The sequence below is a fragment of the Micromonospora sp. CNZ297 genome (assembly GCF_007827625.1).
The window spans coordinates 207886-224708 of sequence record NZ_VISU01000001.1; the positions used below are offsets into that span (position 1 = coordinate 207886).

Annotated in this window: 19 protein-coding genes; 7 read left to right on the forward strand and 12 right to left on the reverse strand. The window is 73.7% G+C overall.

The annotated features are described in order from the left end of the window. Window positions 1–124: 124 nt before the first annotated feature. Window positions 125–970 carry an alpha/beta fold hydrolase gene (locus FB454_RS00955; protein WP_145822309.1) on the reverse strand — a complete coding sequence of 282 codons (846 nt, stop codon included), beginning with the start codon at window positions 968–970 and terminating at the stop codon, window positions 125–127. A gap of 56 nt (window positions 971–1026) precedes the next feature. Further along, window positions 1027–1266, reverse strand: coding sequence for a winged helix-turn-helix domain-containing protein (locus tag FB454_RS00960; protein ID WP_013286712.1), 240 nt, complete (start codon window positions 1264–1266; stop codon window positions 1027–1029). A gap of 294 nt (window positions 1267–1560) precedes the next feature. Here FB454_RS00960 and FB454_RS00965 point away from each other — a divergent pair, with 294 nt between their 5' ends. Both FB454_RS00965 and FB454_RS00970 read left to right on the forward strand, forming a co-directional pair. Then, window positions 1561–1836 (forward strand): DivIVA domain-containing protein, encoded by a 276-nt coding sequence (locus FB454_RS00965; RefSeq protein WP_145822310.1) that lies wholly within the window; start codon window positions 1561–1563, stop codon window positions 1834–1836. Between the two features lie 2 nt (window positions 1837–1838). Further along, complete coding sequence (locus tag FB454_RS00970; protein ID WP_145822311.1) at window positions 1839–2144, forward strand: hypothetical protein; 306 nt, start codon at window positions 1839–1841, stop codon at window positions 2142–2144. On the opposite strand, the gene FB454_RS00975 is transcribed toward FB454_RS00970, so the two are convergent. Beyond that, the gene (locus tag FB454_RS00975; RefSeq protein WP_145822312.1) at window positions 2072–2617 is read right to left on the reverse strand and encodes a hypothetical protein; all 546 of its coding nucleotides are present in this window, start codon (window positions 2615–2617) and stop codon (window positions 2072–2074) included. The genes FB454_RS00970 and FB454_RS00975 overlap by 73 nt on opposite strands. A 342-nt stretch (window positions 2618–2959) precedes the next feature. Between FB454_RS00975 and FB454_RS00980 the strand changes: the two genes are divergently transcribed. Beyond that, on the forward strand, window positions 2960–3862 hold the full coding sequence (locus FB454_RS00980) for a hypothetical protein (protein ID WP_145822313.1): 903 nt from the start codon (window positions 2960–2962) through the stop codon (window positions 3860–3862). 181 nt (window positions 3863–4043) lie between these two features. Here FB454_RS00980 and FB454_RS00985 read toward each other — a convergent pair whose 3' ends face one another. Continuing rightward, window positions 4044–5834 (reverse strand): ABC transporter ATP-binding protein, encoded by a 1791-nt coding sequence (locus FB454_RS00985; RefSeq protein ID WP_145822314.1) that lies wholly within the window; start codon window positions 5832–5834, stop codon window positions 4044–4046. Window positions 5835–5914: 80 nt separating this feature from the next. On the opposite strand from FB454_RS00985, the gene FB454_RS00990 reads away from it, so the two are divergent. After that, window positions 5915–6331 (forward strand): MarR family winged helix-turn-helix transcriptional regulator, encoded by a 417-nt coding sequence (locus tag FB454_RS00990; protein ID WP_013286718.1) that lies wholly within the window; start codon window positions 5915–5917, stop codon window positions 6329–6331. A 78-nt stretch (window positions 6332–6409) separates the two neighbouring features. Here the strand turns inward: FB454_RS00990 and FB454_RS00995 are convergent, their stop codons facing one another. The 8 genes from FB454_RS00995 to FB454_RS01030 all read right to left on the reverse strand — a co-directional run bounded on the left by FB454_RS00995 (window position 6410) and on the right by FB454_RS01030 (window position 13712). After that, the gene (locus tag FB454_RS00995) at window positions 6410–7036 is read right to left on the reverse strand and encodes a TetR/AcrR family transcriptional regulator (protein WP_013286719.1); all 627 of its coding nucleotides are present in this window, start codon (window positions 7034–7036) and stop codon (window positions 6410–6412) included. Between the two features lie 95 nt (window positions 7037–7131). Continuing rightward, a complete protein-coding gene (locus FB454_RS01000) occupies window positions 7132–8403 on the reverse strand; it encodes an ABC transporter substrate-binding protein (RefSeq protein WP_013286720.1) in 1272 nt (423 codons plus the stop codon). Between the two features lie 50 nt (window positions 8404–8453). Then, complete coding sequence (locus tag FB454_RS01005) at window positions 8454–9599, reverse strand: branched-chain amino acid ABC transporter permease (RefSeq protein WP_013286721.1); 1146 nt, start codon at window positions 9597–9599, stop codon at window positions 8454–8456. Next, window positions 9596–10474 (reverse strand): branched-chain amino acid ABC transporter permease, encoded by an 879-nt coding sequence (locus FB454_RS01010; RefSeq protein ID WP_013286722.1) that lies wholly within the window; start codon window positions 10472–10474, stop codon window positions 9596–9598. Before FB454_RS01010 ends, FB454_RS01005 begins: the two co-directional genes overlap by 4 nt. Window positions 10475–10487: 13 nt before the next feature. Further along, a complete protein-coding gene (locus FB454_RS01015; RefSeq protein WP_013286723.1) occupies window positions 10488–11204 on the reverse strand; it encodes an ABC transporter ATP-binding protein in 717 nt (238 codons plus the stop codon). Then, window positions 11201–12019, reverse strand: a complete 819-nt coding sequence (locus tag FB454_RS01020) for an ABC transporter ATP-binding protein (RefSeq protein ID WP_145822315.1) — start codon at window positions 12017–12019, stop codon at window positions 11201–11203. Before FB454_RS01020 ends, FB454_RS01015 begins: the two co-directional genes overlap by 4 nt. A gap of 140 nt (window positions 12020–12159) precedes the next feature. Then, window positions 12160–13365, reverse strand: a complete 1206-nt coding sequence (locus FB454_RS01025) for an RNA polymerase sigma factor (protein ID WP_145822316.1) — start codon at window positions 13363–13365, stop codon at window positions 12160–12162. Next, entirely contained in the window at window positions 13362–13712 is a 351-nt protein-coding gene (locus FB454_RS01030) for a YciI family protein (protein WP_013286726.1), read from the reverse strand. Before FB454_RS01030 ends, FB454_RS01025 begins: the two co-directional genes overlap by 4 nt. Between FB454_RS01030 and FB454_RS01035 the strand changes: the two genes are divergently transcribed. From FB454_RS01035 to FB454_RS01045, 3 genes are all read left to right on the forward strand, one after another. Next, the gene (locus tag FB454_RS01035) at window positions 13704–15158 is read left to right on the forward strand and encodes a flavin monoamine oxidase family protein (protein WP_486485391.1); all 1455 of its coding nucleotides are present in this window, start codon (window positions 13704–13706) and stop codon (window positions 15156–15158) included. The genes FB454_RS01030 and FB454_RS01035 overlap by 9 nt on opposite strands. Before the next feature lie 126 nt (window positions 15159–15284). Then, window positions 15285–16031 carry a lysozyme gene (locus FB454_RS01040; protein WP_013476507.1) on the forward strand — a complete coding sequence of 249 codons (747 nt, stop codon included), beginning with the start codon at window positions 15285–15287 and terminating at the stop codon, window positions 16029–16031. A gap of 88 nt (window positions 16032–16119) precedes the next feature. Next, window positions 16120–16794, forward strand: a complete 675-nt coding sequence (locus FB454_RS01045) for a peptidoglycan recognition protein family protein (RefSeq protein ID WP_013286729.1) — start codon at window positions 16120–16122, stop codon at window positions 16792–16794. Window positions 16795–16823: the final 29 nt, after the last annotated feature.

Genomic DNA, 16823 nt, shown 5'->3' on the forward strand with positions numbered 1-16823 from the left:
GCGCCTCCGGTCGATCACGCGAAGACTCTAGCCGTCCCGTCGACGGGACGGGTGTACCCGTAAGTACCGATCTCCGCGACAGGCCGCTACCGAAGGCTCCCGCTTTCAGGTTCCGGACGCCGGCTCATGCCGGCGCGTCGAGGAAGGCGGCCACGGCCCGACGGAAGTCGTGTGGATTCTCGACCCACGGCAGGTGGCCGGATCCGGGGAGGCTGACCCGCTCACGATTGGGCAGCGCCTTCTCCAGCGAGTCGACGCCCCAGCGGGGACGGATGTCATCGGGGCCGTCGATGATCAGCACGGGCAGGTCGAGCGTCCGGCACCGCGCCGCGATCCCGGAGGTACGGAGTTCCCGCTTGACCTCGGCGTTGACGGCCCGGTTGCAGTCGTGGTTGATGCCCAGCCACGGCGTGGCCATGTCCTCGGCGTGCGCCATGGCGGAGTCCGGATCGGCGAAGTCGGCCGACCACTGCAGGACCGCCCGTTCCCGTTCCTCCGCCGGGGTGCGGTCCCGCCCGCCAAGCGCCTCCCACCGGCCCAGGTGCGGCCCGAGCCGCCGCCGGAGATTCCGTTCGTAATGCGGATGCCAGCCGCGTTCAGCGTCGATGCCGCTGCCGGAGACGTAGATCAGGTGACTGACCCGCTCCGGGTGTTCGATCGCGTACCGCAGCGCCAGGTGCGCGCCCCACGAGTGGCCCAGCAGTGCCGTCCGCGGTCCGGCCAGGTGTTCGCGGACCGCGTCGAGGTCGGCGACGAAACGGCCGATCGTGTACGGGCCGCGCCGCTCGGAGCGCCCGCAACCACGCTGGTCCCACCGGATGACACGGGCGTGCCCGTCGAGCAGCCGGGCGACCGGGCCGAGGTAGTCCCAGATGCCCGGACCGCCGTGACAGAGCACCAGCGGCGCCCCGGCGCCGACCTGGTCGGCCCACAGGCGACAACCGTCTTCGGTACGCACGTCCGCAGTCATCGCCGACAGTATGGCGAGTCGGACGACGACCGGTGGGCCTGCTGGACTGACGCCGGTTACGGCTCCCTCATCCAGGTCTTCGGATCGGTCACGAAGACACCCTTGCCCTGCTGCCGCCGGATCACCCGCAACGCTTCGAGACGCGCATACGCCATCTGCACGGTGCCGTGACTCACGCCGTAGCGATCGCGCAGCGCAGCGATCGAGGGCAGCTTGTCCCCGGGCTTCAGCTTCTTTCCTCTGACGTCGGCGATCACATCGTCGGCGATGCGCCAGTAATCCGGCACTTCTCGCATGGCACTCCTCGCGTGGCGACCCGATTCGATCACACCGCGACGCGCCTAACAAGCAGCGTTGACTCATCTGACATGTCTAGATAAGTTGATTCTGGGCCGATCCTCGCGTGGCAACGAGTTCGGCCCATCCCCCGGTCGGGGCGGGTGCGCGTACCCGTCCCGACCCTCCGGACTGCTCCGCCTCCGTACCGCCGATCCGGGCTGCGGTGGGCGGAGCGGGCGGGCCGGCCGCAGCCGGCGTGCGGACGGCCCGCCCTTCCACCGCACCTGCCCCCTGCTCCTGGAAGGACCGAAGTGACGCTGCATCGATCCGGCCGCCTCTACCTGAGCGGCCTGCCGGCCCGGCTGACCCCGCACGAGGTGCGCACGCACGCCTTCGACGCCCGCAGGAGCGGCGTCGACCCTGATCAGGTACGCGAGTTCCAGGCCCGGGTCGCCGACGAACTGACCGAACTGCACCGCCGGGTACGCGTGCTCGCGCAGGAGAACGACAGGCTGAAGCGCGCCCTGCGGGACTGGCAGGCCATGCACGCCCGGGAGTGCCGCCCACCGAACGACGGCCACTGGTAGCGGTGCGCCCGCAACCCGGCGACCTGCTACGGGTCGACGGCCGCGCGTCGGTGCAGTTCGGCGGCGGTCGGGCGCTCACGTTCCGGGTCGTATCGGTCGGTCCCGAGGTGACGTACACCGGGTGGATCTGGCTGACCGGGTACGTGGTCACCAGTCGCGGCACCGCCACTGCAAAGCGGGAGATCTTCGTGCAGCTCGCCGGGCTGCGCCGAGCCGGCGAACCGTTGCCGCGCGATCAGTCCTGGGTGCCGGCGAACAGCGTCCAGGCGTCGATCTCGGTCGGCGCCAGCGGCCGCGCCGGCAGATAGGACGCCAGATCGCGGAAGTCCGCCACGGCGTTGTGGACGCACACCGCGAGCGAGAAGTGCAGCAGTTCCCGCACCGCCTGCGCGTCGGGGGCCGTGACGTCGTCGAGCAGCGGGCTGCGGACATCCAGCGCGAACACCACGTGGCAGGCACTCTGGTCGGCCTTCACGACGCAGTAGTAGCGCCCGGCCTCGGCCAGCCGGTTGCGGATGTTCGCCCAGGCCATCGCCCCGGAGATGTCCGGCACGTCGGCGCCGGCCACGCAGGCCATCCGGAACACCCAGCGGGCCGGGTCCTCCGGCGACACCGCGCCGTAGACCAGCACCAGGCCGCCGCGGTGGAACACGGCGAAGCCCTGCACGTCCGGGGTGAGGTGCAGGAAGTCCGGGGTCCAGACCCGGTCGTACTGCCGCTCCGCCAGGGACCGCAGGAAATTCACGGTCTGGCCGGCGGCCTGACGAGCGTCTACGCCCATGCGTTCTGGTCCTCCCCGAAGGATCGCGGAGCCTCACGCTACGAAGCGCTTCGATCACGGATCAAGACGCGCCGATCGACTCTGGATGGTCGGTCCCGTGAACGGGACCGAAACCGCCCGAGTCCCACGGATAGGACTACGGGACGGCTCGTCCGATCGGTCAGCGCCCGCCCCTGGGCCGGGCGGAACCGCCGTGCGCGCGGCTGCGCGCGTACACCGGCCCGGGTTGTTAGCGTGGATCGCGGACCGCCACGGCGGTCCGGCCACCCCTCGCCCGACGGCCCGCGCGCGCCGGTGACGCCGCGGGACGCGGTGCTGCGAATCCGGCATGGAGGGGGTGCGATGACCGCGGTGCCGGGAGGGCCCGAGCCGGGCGGCGGCCGGCCGAAGCCCGGCGCACCGGTGGACAGCAGGCGGCGGCGGTGGGCCGGACGGGCGCGGGCGCTGGGCGAGGCGGCGCGCGTGCGGACCCGGCGCTTCTGGGACGGCGCGCAGCCGACGCTGCGGCAGCTCTGGTGGACCGAGGAGCCGGTGACGCCGGTGACCACAGTCGACCGGCGTGTCCCGGAGCCGCTCGCGGTGCCGGCGCAGGGCCAGGTGTACGTGTTCCTGGTCCGCGCCACATACACCTGGTCGTCGGAGACGGCCCGGCCGGAGCTGTTCGGCTGGTACGTCGACTACTTCCAGCAGCAGGCCACGCAGCGCCTGCACCGGCTCGCGGTCCGGCACGCGGTGGAGGTGCCGCCGCACCGCCCGCGCGACCTGCACGCCGCGTTGACCGCGGCGCTCGCCGACGACGACCCGCCGCCCTGGACGTACGCGCGCGGCGAGGTGACGTTCGCCTGCGAGCCGGACGTCACGGTGCACCTGGACGAGCGGGTGCGCAAGCTGCTCCAGCCGTACTGGGAGCAGCGCATCGCGCTGGAGTGCGAGCGCGACCTGGCCCGCCGCCGCGCCGAGTACGCGGAGGAACGCGACCGCCGTGATCGGCCGACGGCGGCGCGAGCCGGGAAGGACGGCGAGCCGGCCGCCACGGCACCGCCGGCCGACGGGCGCGGGCCGGCGGGCGCGGCACGGGACGCGCGAAAGATGCCCGGCGGGCCGGGGCGGGCGCGGCGTGGATCGCGGCCGGACGGACCGGTGGAGTCGTTCACCCCGCTGGAGCCGCTGCTCCCCCCGCCCGCGCCGCGCCCGGCCCCGGGACAGCGGCCCCGCCGGGGCGAGCCGGAGCCGCCCCAGGTCTGAGCCGGGACGGGCCCAGGTCTGAGCCGGGACGGTCAGCCCGGGACGGCGGCCTTCTCGGGCGGGCGTTTCTGCCCGGGCGGCCTGCGCGGGCTGCTGCACGCCCAGCATCGCCCCGGCGACGACAGCGGTCGTGCGCAGCGCCGGCACGCGCCACCGGGCGGCGGTGGTCACTTTCCTACGCTCAGCCGACCAGGGCGGCGTAGCGGCCGCGCCGGTCCAGCAGTGCGTCGTGGGTGCCGGATTCGACGATGCGGCCGTGGTCGAGCACGGCGATACGGTCGGCGTCGCGAACAGTGGAGAGCCGGTGCGCGATGGTCACCACGGTGCGACCCCGGGCCAGTTCGTCCAGCGCCCGCTGGACCGCGCGCTCGGTCTCGGTGTCCAGCGCGCTCGTCGCCTCGTCCAGCACCAGGATCCGCGGGTCGCGCAGCAGGGTCCGGGCGATCGCCAGGCGCTGCTGCTCGCCGCCGGAGAACCGGTGGCCGCGCGAGCCGACCATGGTGTCGTACCTGTCGGGCAGCGCGGTGACGAGGTCGTGGATGCGGGCGGCGCGGGCGGCGGCCTCGATCTCGGTGTCGGTGGCGTCCGGGCGCGCGTACCGGAGGTTGTCCCGCACGGTGCCGTGCAGCAGGTACGTCTCCTGGCTGACCACGCCCACGACGGCGGCCAGGTCGGCCGGGCGCAGGTCGCGCAGGTCGATCCCGTCGATCGTGATGCGGCCGGCGTCCGGGTCGTGCAGCCGGCTGATCAGCGCGGCGAGCGTGCTCTTGCCGGAGCCGGTCTCCCCCACCAGGGCGAGGCTGGTGCCGGCCGGGACGTCCAGGCTGACGCCGGCGAGGGCGGCGGTGTCGCTGCCCGGGTAGCTGAAGGTGACGTCCTCGACGCGCAGGTGGCCGCGGGCGGTGGCCGGGTCGAGCGGGACCGGGCGGGCCGGCTCGGCGACCTCGACGGGCAGGTCGAGGTATTCGAAGATGCGGGCGAACAGCGCCAGCGACGCGGTGAGCGTGACGCCGACGTTGAGCAGGCCCATCAGCGGCCGGAACAGGTTGCCCTGGAGCGCGGTGAACGCGACGAGCGTGCCGATGGTGAGCGTGCCGGCGGTGCCGGGCAGGCCGGCGCTCAGGTAGATCACCGCGGGGATGGCGGCGAAGACGATGCTCATGGCGGCCATCCGCCAGCGGCCGGCGAGTTCCGAGCGCAGTTCCAGGTCGACCAGGCGGGCCGAGGAGGCGGTGAACCGGTCGACCAGGGCCGGGCCGGTGCCGAGCGTCTTGGCCAGCCGTACGCCGCTGACCGACAGCCCTTCCTCGATGGTCACTGTGAGGTCGGCCAGTTCGCGCTGGCGCTGGGCGGTGATCTCCCGGCGTAGCCGGGCGACCCGGCGGGTGAGCCAGAGCGCGGGCGGCAGCACGACCGCCGAGACGAGGGTGAGGCGCCAGCTCAGCGCCAGCATGGCGATGGTGGTGGCGACCACTGTGGTGAGGTTGGCGGCGATCGAGGTGGCGGTGGAGGTGACCACCGCCTGCATGCCGCCGATGTCGTTGGTGATGCGCGACTGGACCTCGCCGGTGCGGGTGCGCACGAAGAAGCCGATCGACTGGCGCTGGAGGTGGGCGAAGACGTCGGCGCGCAGCCGGTGCATGACCTCCTGGCCGACGCGGGTGGAGATCCAGGTCTGCGCGACGCCGAGCACCGCGGTGACCGCTGCGACCGCGACCATGCCCGCGACCAGCCAGGCCAGCAGGGTCAGGTCACGCTCGGGCAGGGCCCTGTCGATCACAGTACGCAGCAGGAACGGTGTGGCCATCGCGATGATCGAGGACGCCACGATGATCGCCACCACTGTGGCGAGCGGGCCGCGGTGGGCGGTGAACAGGCCGCCGATCCGGCGCAGGGACACCTCACGGGCCTGGGCCTTCTCGGCGGGGGAAACGGTCCGGCCGTCACGGCGGCCGTCGGGGATGCGATCCAACTGTGCTCCTCGTGCAGGGGACAATGCTGAGGTTACCTCAACATGAGGGAACAACACGAAAGCCTGTTACCGTATTCCCCGTGAACGGCAGCGACGAGAGCCTGGCCGAGACGTTCTGGGCGGTGACCCGCCGCCTGCGGCACCAGACCAAGCGCGCGCTGGAGCCGTGGGAGATCAGCCCCGGGCAGGCGCGGGCGCTGGGCGTGCTGATGCGTCACGGCGCGCTGCGGCCCGGCGCGCTCGCCGAGCACCTGCGCATCGCGCCGCGCTCGGCCACCGAGGTGGTCGACGGGTTGCAGGAGCGGGGCCTGGTCGAGCGACGGCCCGACCCGGGCGACCGGCGGGCCACGCTGGTCGCCCCCACCGCCGAGGGCGAGCGGGTGGGCACCGCGATCCGGCAGGCGCGGGCCACCGAGGCGGAACGGTTCTTCGGCGCGCTCGCACCGGACGACCGGGCCGAACTGACCCGCATCCTTCGCCTGCTGCGCGAGGACTGAACGAGGGCCGGCCACCTGGACCGGCGCGGAAGGCGGCCGTCGGTGCCAAGTCGGCCGGAAGACCGGCCGCCGGCAGCGTCAGCGCAGGCCGGCGGCGATCGCGTCGACCAGCAACGCGCCGAGCGTACGGGCCATCACCGCGCGGGCCGCGTCGACGTCGAGCCCCATCGAGTCACGCATCATCGACCACGCCGACCAGGTGCCGGCCACGGTGAGCGCGTCGAGCAACTGCTCCCGGCCCGGCCCGGCGTGTGCCAGCTCCGCGCCGAACACCGACTCGATCTCCTGGCGTACCCGGGCGATGGCCGCCTCCCGGTTGCGCCGCAACTGCGGGGAGAACGGCTCCCGCAGCGCCGACGCACGGGCCGAGGGCGCCAGCACCTCCAGCAGCCGGGCGCGCTGGTCGCAGAACGCGGCGATCCGGGCGGTCAGCGGCAGTTCCGGCGACACGGGCTGCCAGAGCGTGGCCTGCCGCTCGCCGACCCGCCGTCCGGTCGCGGCGAACAGCGTCTCCATGTCCTTGAAGTTGGTCCAGAGCGTGCGCAGCGACACCCCGGCCCGCTCGGCGATCCGTTCCCCGGTGGGCCGCAGGTCACCGGAGTCGATCAGGGCCAGGTGCGCCTCCACGATCGCGGCCCGGGTCCGCTCGGCCCGCGCCGCCCGGCCGTCCACCCGCTCCGGCGGGTCGGTCTCCAGCTCGATCATGGGTACGGGCTCTCCTGTTGCTCGTCTGCCGGCGGCCACTCTACGTGCGTGCCGCCGGGCGACCGGCACCCGGCCGCCCGGCGGCAGCACGGCGGTCAGGACGTCGGAACGGCGTCCGCCGGCGGGTTCGTCGGCGGCTCGGTGAACTCGGTGACCGCGCCGTCGCCGTCGTCGGTGGTGTACGCGGGACCGAAGTACGCCTGCGCGCCGTTGCTCACCTTGGTCAGCCGGACACCGCCGTAGCCGGCGTGCACGCCCTCGGCGTACCGGAAGGGGGTCAGGCCCGGGCCGCGGAAGCCGCCCTTGCGCACGGCCTCGACCAGCTTCTCCCGGGTGGGGTCGGGCCCGGCGGCGAGCATCGCCTGGACGAACGTGTACGCCATCGAGTAGCCGTAGATGGCGTTGCCGTCGACCGGGTTGCCCGCGTTGTACTTCTGGTGGATCTTGGTGAACTCCTGGATCCACGGGTTCGCGGTGTCACCCACCATCGGCAGGTAGTTGTCGGCGATCATGCCTTCGAGGATCACCTTCTTGTCGCCGAGCTGGGCCGACAGCGTGGTGTAGTCCGCGCCCACGTTGGAGACCACCCACTGCGCCTTGAAGCCCTGCCCGGCGGCCTGGCCCATGGCGAGCGCGGTGAAGCCGGGGATGGTCGCCGAGATGACCACCTGGCAGCCGGCCGCGCGCAGCGCCCCGATCGCCGGGCCGACCTGCTGGTTCGTGGTGGTGTACGTCTGCTTCGCCGCGACCGGGCCGAGGACCTGCTCGACCCCGGCCAGCGAGTCCCGCCCGAAGTCGTCGTTCTGCCCGAAGTGGCAGACCTTCGCGCCGGGGAACTCCCGCTTGACGTAGCTGGCCAGGATCTTGCCCTCGACCGTGTAGTCGGGCTGCCAGCCGAACGTCGTCGGGTACTTGTCCGGCTGGTTCCAGTTGCGGCTGCCGGAGGAGACGAACAGGTCCGGCACCTTCTGCGTCTTGACGAACTCCAGCACGTTCGTGTGCGTCGGCGTGCCGAGGCCGCCGAGCAGCGCGAAGACCTTGTCGTCGAGCACCAGCTTGCGGACCACGTTCTCGGTGTTGGCGGGGTTGTAGCCGTCGTCCATGACCTTGTAGACGATCTTCCGGCCGTGCACGCCGCCCTTGCTGTTGACGTGCTCGAAGTACGCCTTGGTGGCGGCGGAGATCTTCGAGTAGCCGGGCGCGGCCGGTCCGGTGAGCGGTTGGTGGGTGCCGATGACGACCTCGGAGTCGCTGACGCCGGGGACGTTCTCGGCGGCCTGCTTCTCGTCGTCGGCGCAGGCCGGCAACGCGGCCAGCAGGGCCAGGCCGGCGGCGGCCGCGAGAACGCGGCGGGTGGTGGGGCGCATGGTTCTCCATTCCGGTGCGACGGTGCGAACGGTGGGTGGAACCGGTGAGGTCAGCGGTCCGGCGACCGGCGGGTGGCGGGACGACGGCGGACGGCCCTGCGCAGGCGGGCGCCGACGGCACGCACCCCGCCCTGGAGGCCGCCCGGGGCGGCGAGCATGACGACGATGAGGATCAGGCCGAACACGGCGAGCGCGAGGTTGCCCTCCAGCCGCTGGGCCAGCCCGGCGGAGAGGCTGAGGTGTTCGGTGAGCAGGCCGGGCAGGTCCTGGAGCGCGACCAGCAGCACCGCTCCCCAGACCGCGCCGGCCAGGCTGCCCAGCCCGCCGATCACGATCGCCATGAGCAGGAACAGCGACAGGTCCAGCGGGAACTTGCCGGGTGCGACAGTGGCGGTGAGCATGGCGTACACGCCGCCGCCGAGGCCCGCGCAGGCGGCGCTCACCACGAACGCGAGCACCTGCGTGCGGGCCACCGGGATGCCGGCGAGCCGGGCCGCGACCTCGTCGTCGCGGACCGCCCGCAGCGACCGGCCGAAGCGGCTGCGTACCAGGTTGGCCAGCAGCAGCATGGTGAGCAGCGCGGCGCCCAGCGCGATCCAGGCGAGCCAGCGTTCCGGCTGGAAGTAGGCGCCGAGCGCCGCCGGTGGCGTCTGCGCCGGGAACCGCAGCCCTTGCTCGCCGTTGAACACGCCGGTGAAGATCGTGGTGACCGCCGGGACGAGCGTCGCCACCGCGAGCGTCACGCCGGCCAGGTAGGGACCGCGCAGCCGGGCCGCGGCGAGCCCGACGACAAGCCCGCCGAGCGCTGTCACCGCGACGGCGACGAGCAGTGACGCGGGCAGCGTCCACCAGCCGCGTACGGCCCGCTCGTCCAGGGCCTGCTGGGTCAGCGCCACGGTGTACGCGCCGGTGGCCATCAGCGCGCCGTGCCCGAGCGAGAGCTGGCCGTTGAGTCCGACCAGGACGGTGTGCCCGGCGGTGACGCAGAGGAACGCGCAGACGCGCGCCACCTGGAGGTTCTGGTACGGCGCGAGCTGGTTGGTCACCAGCACGACGAGCGTGCCGGCGAACACGGCCACGGCCAGGTGGCGCAGCAGCGTGGAGCCGCGCGCCTCGCGTCCGGCGGGGGCGCCGGGAAGCAGCCGCCGCAGCGGGGACGGCGCGGCGGGCGCGATCTCGGTGGGGGTGCTCGTCACACGTGCCTCGCTCTCGCCGCGGAGAAGAGCCCGCCGGGGCGGACCAGCAGGACGGACAGCAGCAGCACCAGGACGGCCAGCGGGGTGGTGTCCGGTCCCAGGTAGCCGGTGACGTAGGACAGGATCAGCCCGACCAGCAGGCCGCCCACCACCGCGCCCACAGGGCTGTCCAGGCCGCCGACCACGGCGGCGGTGAACGCGACCACGAAGACCAGGTCCATGGCGTGCGAGTGCAGGCCGAGTCCGGTGGGGACGACGAGCATCCCGGCGAGCGCGCCGACGCCGGCGGCGAGCGCCCAGCCCAGCGTGAGCATCCGGCCGACGCTGACGCCGAGCAGCCGGGACACCTCTGGCGCGAAGGCGGCGGCCCGCATCCGCAGGCCCACGGGGGTACGGGTGAACAGCAGCGCGAGCAGCGCCACCACAGTCAGCGCCGCGCCGAGCACCCACAGGTCGTACGGGGACAGCGCGGCCACCCCGCCGATGGTGAGCGCGTCGGTGTCGAACGGCGCCGGTGCGGGCCGGTAGTCGTTGCCGAAGACCATGCCGAGCACCGCCTGGATGACCAGCACCAACCCGAGCGCGACGATCACCTGGTTGAGCGGGCCGCCCGGGCCGGCGAACCGCATCAGCACCCGCTCCACGAGCGCGCCCAGGGCCAGCCCGGACAGGATCGCGGCGGCCAGGCCCAGCCAGTACGAGCCGGTGGCGGAGACGACCGCGTACCCGACGTAGGCGGTGGCCACGGCCATCGCACCCTGGGCGAAGTTGACCACCCGGGCGGCCCGCCAGATGAGCACGAGCGCGAGCGCGAACGCCGCGTAGACCGCCCCGGCGGCGAGCCCGTCGAAGGTGAGGAACCAGAACCGCTCCATCCGCGACCCCTTCCTAGAATCCGAGGTACGCGTGCCGGAGCTGGTCGTCGTCGCGCAGCCGGGCGGCCGGCGCGGCCGTCACCACCCGCCCGAGCGACATGACGATGCCCTGGTCGGCGACTGACAGCGCGGTGCGCACGTTCTGCTCGACGAGCAGCACGGTGAGCCCCCGTTCGTCGCGCAGCCGCCGCAGCAGCGCCATGATCTGCGCGGCCACCTTGGGCGCCAGCCCGAGCGACGGCTCGTCGAGCAGCAGCAGCCGGGGCCGGGCGATCAGCGCCCGGCCGATCGCGAGCATCTGCCGTTCCCCGCCGGAGAGCTGGTGCCCGGCGTGGTCGCGGCGGCGGGCCAGGGCGGGGAACAGCTCGTACACCTCGTCGAGCGCGCGGCGGGCGTCGGCCCGGTCGCGCCGCCACAGCCCGCCCAGGCGGAGGTTCTCCGCCACTGTCAGCTCGGTGACCACGCCGCGCCCCTCCGGCACGTGCGCCAGGCCGCGCCGGACCAGGTGTTCCACCCGGACGCCGCGCAGGTCCTCGCCCGCGTACCGGACGCGGCCGCCGGTGGGCCGCAGCAGACCCGAGAGGGTACGCAGCAGCGTGGTCTTGCCCGCGCCGTTGGCGCCGAGGACGGCGGTGACGGTGCCGGCCGGGACGGTGAACGCGACGTCGCGCAGCACCGGCACGGGTCCGTAGCCGCAGCTGAGCGCCTCCACCTCCAGCACGGCTGTCACGACGCGCTCCCGGTCGGCTCGGCGGGCACGTCCGCGCCCAGGTACGCCTCGGTGACCCGGGGGTCGTCGCGGATGCGGTCCGGCGGCCCGGCCGCGATCACCTTGCCGAAGTCGAGCACCACCAGTTCCTGGCAGACGGACATGACCAGGTCCATGTGGTGCTCGACGAGCAGCACGGCGCAGCCGTCATCGCGTCCGGGCAGCGCGCGGACCAGGTCGGCCAGCTCGGCCACGTCGTCGGCGCCGAGACCGCCGGCCGGTTCGTCGAGCAGCAGCAGCCGGGGTCGGGCGATCAGCGCGCGGGCCAGCGCGACCCGCTTGCGCACCGGGTAGGGCAGGGTGGCGGGCGCCGCGTCGGCGTACTTCTCGATGCCCAGCTCGGTGAGCAGGTCCAGGGCCCGGACGCGCAGCCGTCGCTCGTCCCGGTCGCTGCGGGGCAGGCCGAACAAGGCGGCGGCGAATCCGGCGCGAGCGGTGTGGCTGGCGCCTGCGACCACGTTCTCCAGCACGCTCAGCCCGGCGAACAGGCCGACGCCCTGGAGCGTGCGGGCGATGCCGAGCCGGGTGAGGGCGTGCGGGCGGGGCCGGAACGACCGGCCGTCGAGGGTGAGTGAACCCTCGGTCGGCCGGACGAAGCCGCAGACCACGTTGAACAGCGTGGTCTTGCCGGCGCCGTTGGGGCCGATCACGCCGACGATCCGGCCGGGCGGCACCCGCAGCGAGACGTCGTCGAGGGCGACCAGGCCGCCGAAGCGTACGCCGACGTGGTGCAGCGCCAGGCCCGGTTCGTCGGCGGCTGTGGCCGGTGGGCTCATCGTCACCTCGTGCCGGTCGACGGAGCACGGAAAAACTAATTACACCGGGAGTGTACTTTTCTCTGCCGCCGCGTCAATGCCCCGACGATCACCGCTCGCTTCCCGGGGTTACCGGCCTCCTACGTGCACGGTCGGTGCGATCATCCCGGCATGCGGTCGCGGGCGCGGCGCAGGAACGTCTGCTCCGCCGCGTTGCCGGTGCCGGCGATCGCCGCGTCGTACGCGACCCGTGCCTGCTTCGGACGGTCCAGCCGGCGCAGCAGGTCGGCCCGGATCGCGTGCCACACGTGGTAACCGGCCAGGTCCAGACGCTCCACCTCGGCCAGTCCCGCCGCCGGTCCGCGTACCTCGGCCAGCGCGACCGCCCGGTTCAGCGCCACCACCGGCCCGGGCGCGACGGCGGCGAGCTGGTCGTAGAGCGCGAGGATCTGGGTCCAGTCGGTGACGGTGGCGGTGGGCGCGTCCGCGTGCACAGCGCCGATCGCGGCCTGGATCTGGTACGGCCCGGGCCGGTCCCGGCGCAGGCACCGGCGGACCAGGTCCTGTCCCTCCGCGATCAGCTCCCGGTCCCACCTGCCGCGGTCCTGCTCGGACAGCGACACCGGCACCCCGTCCGGGCCGGTCCGGGCGGCGCGGCGCGCCTCGGTGAGCAGCATCAGCGCGAGCAGGCCGAGCGCCTCCGGCTCGTCCGGCATCAGCGTCACCAGCAGGCGGCCCAGCCGGATCGCCTCGGCGCCCAGCTCGGCGCGGCCCAGCCGCTTCCCCGCGCTCGCCGTGTGGCCCTCGTTGAAGATCAGGTACACCACTGCCAGCACCCCGCGCAGCCGGCCCGGCAGGTCCGCGTCGCGCGGCACCCGGTACGGGATACCGGCGTCGCGGATCTTCGCCTTGGCCCGGACCAGGCGCTGCGACATGGTGGGCTCCGGCACCAGGAAGGCCCGCGCGATCTCGGCGGTGCTCAGGCCACCGAGCAGGCGAAGCGTCAACGCCACCCGGGCGGGAGCGGCGAGCGCCGGGTGGCAGCAGGTGAAGATCAGGCGCAGGCGGTCGTCGGGCACGGGCCCCTCCTCGGCGGGCGGGTCGGCGGCATGCAGCAGGGCGGCCTCGGCGTGCCGGGCCGCCCGGGTCGCCTCGCGCCGCAACCTGTCGACCGCCCGGTTCCGGGCGGTGGTGATGATCCAGCCGGCCGGGCTGGGCGGCGGCCCGTCGGCGGCCCACCGCGACACGGCGACAGTGAACGCCTCCTGGACCGCCTCCTCGGCGAGGTCGATGTCGCCGAGGAGACGGACCAGGACGGCAACTGCGCGGCCGTACTCGGCCCGGAAGACCCGTTCGACGTCGGTCATCCCTCGCCCTGGAACGGGCGGACCTCGATCGGCAGCGTGGTGGCGAGGGCGTACCGGCGGCCCCAGTCCAGCGCGGCGTCCAGGTCGGGCGCCCGGATGATGGTGACGCCGCCCAGGTACTCCTTGCCCTCGGCGAACGGCCCGTCGGTGACCAGCACCTCGTCACCGGCCGGGCGCAGCACGGTGGCGGTCTGCGGGTCGTGCAGGCCGTTGCCGAACACCCAGCACCCCGCCTCCCGCAGGTCACGGCCGATGGCCTCGACCTCGCGCATCACCCCGGCCAGGAACTCCGGGTCCGGGCGGCCCTCGCCGGCCGGCTGGTACATGCTGATCAGGTACTGCTTCATCGGCTTCTCCTCGTCACCGGACGGCCCCGCGCCGCCCTCTCACCCTCCACACGAACGACTGATGCCCGTTTCGACACGCCGGGCCGGGTGAATCCGGCCGGGAGCGGGGTACGCCGTCCCGTGCGCCGCCACCGGGTCGTCGTCGTGGGCGCCGGGTTCTCCGGTCTGGCCTGCGCGCTCGCGCTGGACGCGGCGGGCGCCGAGGTGCGGGTGCTGGAGGCCCGGGACCGGGTGGGCGGCCGGACGCTGAGCCGCCCGCTGCCCGGCGGCGGCTGGCTCGATCTCGGCGCGCAGTGGATCGGCCCGACCCAGGACCGGATGTACGCGCTCGTCGCCGCGTACGGCCTGACCACGTTCTCCTCCCCCGCGCACGGCGCGGCGGCGCTGCTGCTCGGCGGACGCCCGGCCGCCGGTGAGCCGCCCGGGCTGTCCGCGCTGCTGGGCACGCTCGACGAGATGGCGGGCGGGCTCGACCCGGCCGCGCCGTGGCGGGCGGACGACGCGGCACGGTGGGACCGGATCACGTTCGGCGGCTGGCTCGACGTGAGCGCTGCCGACCCGGTCACCGCCGGGTACGCGGGCCGGATGCTCGCCGGTGGGCTGCTGGCCGCATCACCGGACGAGGTCTCGCTGCTGCACATGCTGTTCTACCTGCGCAGCGGCGGCGGCACCGGGTCGCTGCTGCGCATGGCCGGTGGCGCCCAGCAGGACCGGATGGCAGGCGGTCCGGCCGCGCTGGCCGAGCGGATGGCCGCCGCGCTGCCGCCGGGGAGCCTGTGCCTGCGCGCCCCGGTGGACGGCGTCGCGCAGGACGGCGACGGCGTGCGGGTGCGCGCCGGCGGCGAGACGTACCGCGGCGACGCGGTGGTGGTCGCGCTGGCGCCGACGCTGGCCGGGCGGATCCGGTACGACCCGCCGCTGCCGCCGCTGCGCGACGGGCTGACCCAGCGGATGCCGATGGGTGTGGCGCTCAAGGTGCACGCGCTCTATCCGGAGCCGTTCTGGCGGGCCGACGGCCGCTCCGGCGTGTCCAGCACCGACACCGGGCCGCTCACCGAGACGGTGGACAACTCGCTGCCGGACGCGCCGGGCGGGGTGCTCACCGCGTTCAGCTACGGCGCGCAGGCCCGGGCGCTGCGCCGGCTGCCGGAGGACGCGCGCCGGGACGCGCTGTGCGAGGCGCTCGCCGCGATCTTCGGCCCGGCCGCCGCGCGCCCCGACGACCTCGTCGAGTACGACTGGTCGGCCGACGAGTGGACACGCGGCTGCTTCTGCGGCGTCCTGCCACCCGGCGCGTGGTGCGCGTACGGCCCGGAACTGCGGGCGCCAGTGGGCCGGGTGCACTGGGCCGGCACCGAGACCGCGACCCGGTGGAGCGGATACCTGGAGGGCGCGGTGACCGCGGGCGAGCGCGCCGCCGCCGAGGCGCTCGCCCAGCTCGGCTGAGCACCCTGTCCAGTGAGATTCTTCGATGGAGCCTATTGAAAAGTTTCTCCGCCCTGTGCCCTAATGACGACAGTTCCTTTCGTCATACTCCCGCCGCCGGAGCGCGGCAACCCCCAGGGAGGACAGATGCACAGTTCGATCCGATCGGCGCTGCGCGCGGCCGGAGCCGCGCTGCTCGCCACAGTCACCGTCGCCGCCGCGACGCTGTCCGGGGCGGCACCCGCCTCCGCCGCCCCGGCCGGACTGCCCGGCATGGACGTCTCCAGCTACCAGGGCAACGTGAACTGGTCCGGGGCGTGGGCCAACGGCGCCCGGTTCGCGTACGTCAAGGCGACCGAGGGCACGTACTACACCAACCCGTACTTCGCCCAGCAGTACAACGGCTCGTACAACGTCGGGATGATCCGCGGCTCGTACCACTTCGCCCGCCCCGACACCACGAGCGGCGCCACCCAGGCCAACTACTTCGTCGACCACGGCGGCGGCTGGTCGAAGGACGGGCGGACGCTGCCCGGCGCGCTGGACATCGAGTACAACCCGTACGGCGCGACCTGCTACGGCCTGAGCCAGGCGTCGATGCGCAGCTGGATCGCCTCGTTCGTCAACCAGTACTACGCCCGCACCGGCCGGTGGGCCACCATCTACACCACCACCGACTGGTGGAGCACCTGCACCGGCAACACCTCGCAGTTCGCCGCCAACAACCCACTGTGGATCGCCCGGTACGCAAGCAGCGTCGGCACGCTGCCTGCGGGCTGGGGCACGTACTCGTTCTGGCAGTGGTCGTCCTCCGGGGTCTTCCCCGGTGACCAGAACGTCTGGAACGGCTCGCTCGACCGGCTGCGCGTCCTGGCCTGCAACGGACCCTGCTGACCCCGGCCCGGGCGTGGCGGGCGGTGCCGGTCCCGCCACGCCCGGCGTACCGGCCGATCCGGCGCTCCCCTTCCGCGAGGAGGTTGCGATGTCCGTTCCCGTACCCCGGCGGACCGTGCTGCGCGGCGCGGTCCTGCTCGGCGCCGCCGCCGGCGTCGGCGCGCTGACCCAGATCGGCTCCGGCCCCGGCGCCCGGGCCGCCGCCACCCGGGTCGACCAGCCGACCATCGCCAACTGCGCGACCTGGGGCGCCCGCCCGCCCTCGTCGCCGGTGAGCGTGGTGACCAGCCGGCCCAACAAGATCATCGTCCATCACACGGCGTTCCCGAACACCACCGACTACAGCCTCGCCCAGGCGTACCGCAACTCCCGCGACATCCAGAACCTGCACATGGACGGCAACGGCTGGCTCGACTCCGGACAGCACTTCACCAACAGCCGGGGCGGCTACCTGACCGAGGGCAGGCACGGCAGCCTCTACGCGCTGCTGCACGGCCAGACGATGGTGCAGGGCGCGCACTGCGTCGGGCAGAACAGCCAGGCCATCGGCATCGAGAACGACGGCATCTACGTGGACGTGCAGCCGCCGCAGGCGCTCTGGAACAGCCTCGTCACGTTCTGCGCGTTCACCTGCCAGCAGTACGGCATCGCGCCCACCGAGATCTACGGGCACAAGGACTTCAACAACACGCAGTGCCCGGGGCTGCTGCACGACCGCCTGCCGGAGCTGCGCCGTACCGTCGCCGCCCGTCTCGGCGGCTGACCACGGGGGTACGCGGGGCGCCCGGGTGC

Excerpts from the sequence above, each read along its gene's own strand:
- FB454_RS01020 (WP_145822315.1), bottom strand. The coding sequence starts at position 12,019 with ATGAGCCCACCGGCCACAGCCGCCGACGAACCGGGCCTGGCGCTGCAC.
- FB454_RS00960 (WP_013286712.1), bottom strand. The coding sequence starts at position 1,266 with ATGCGAGAAGTGCCGGATTACTGGCGCATCGCCGACGATGTGATCGCC.
- FB454_RS01025 (WP_145822316.1), bottom strand. The coding sequence starts at position 13,365 with ATGACCGACGTCGAACGGGTCTTCCGGGCCGAGTACGGCCGCGCAGTT.
- FB454_RS01045 (WP_013286729.1), top strand. The coding sequence starts at position 16,120 with ATGTCCGTTCCCGTACCCCGGCGGACCGTGCTGCGCGGCGCGGTCCTG.
- FB454_RS01040 (WP_013476507.1), top strand. The coding sequence starts at position 15,285 with ATGCACAGTTCGATCCGATCGGCGCTGCGCGCGGCCGGAGCCGCGCTG.
- FB454_RS00975 (WP_145822312.1), bottom strand. The coding sequence starts at position 2,617 with ATGGGCGTAGACGCTCGTCAGGCCGCCGGCCAGACCGTGAATTTCCTG.
- FB454_RS00995 (WP_013286719.1), bottom strand. The coding sequence starts at position 7,036 with ATGATCGAGCTGGAGACCGACCCGCCGGAGCGGGTGGACGGCCGGGCG.
- FB454_RS00980 (WP_145822313.1), top strand. The coding sequence starts at position 2,960 with ATGACCGCGGTGCCGGGAGGGCCCGAGCCGGGCGGCGGCCGGCCGAAG.
- FB454_RS01000 (WP_013286720.1), bottom strand. The coding sequence starts at position 8,403 with ATGCGCCCCACCACCCGCCGCGTTCTCGCGGCCGCCGCCGGCCTGGCC.
- FB454_RS00955 (WP_145822309.1), bottom strand. The coding sequence starts at position 970 with ATGACTGCGGACGTGCGTACCGAAGACGGTTGTCGCCTGTGGGCCGAC.
- FB454_RS01030 (WP_013286726.1), bottom strand. The coding sequence starts at position 13,712 with ATGAAGCAGTACCTGATCAGCATGTACCAGCCGGCCGGCGAGGGCCGC.
- FB454_RS01010 (WP_013286722.1), bottom strand. The coding sequence starts at position 10,474 with ATGGAGCGGTTCTGGTTCCTCACCTTCGACGGGCTCGCCGCCGGGGCG.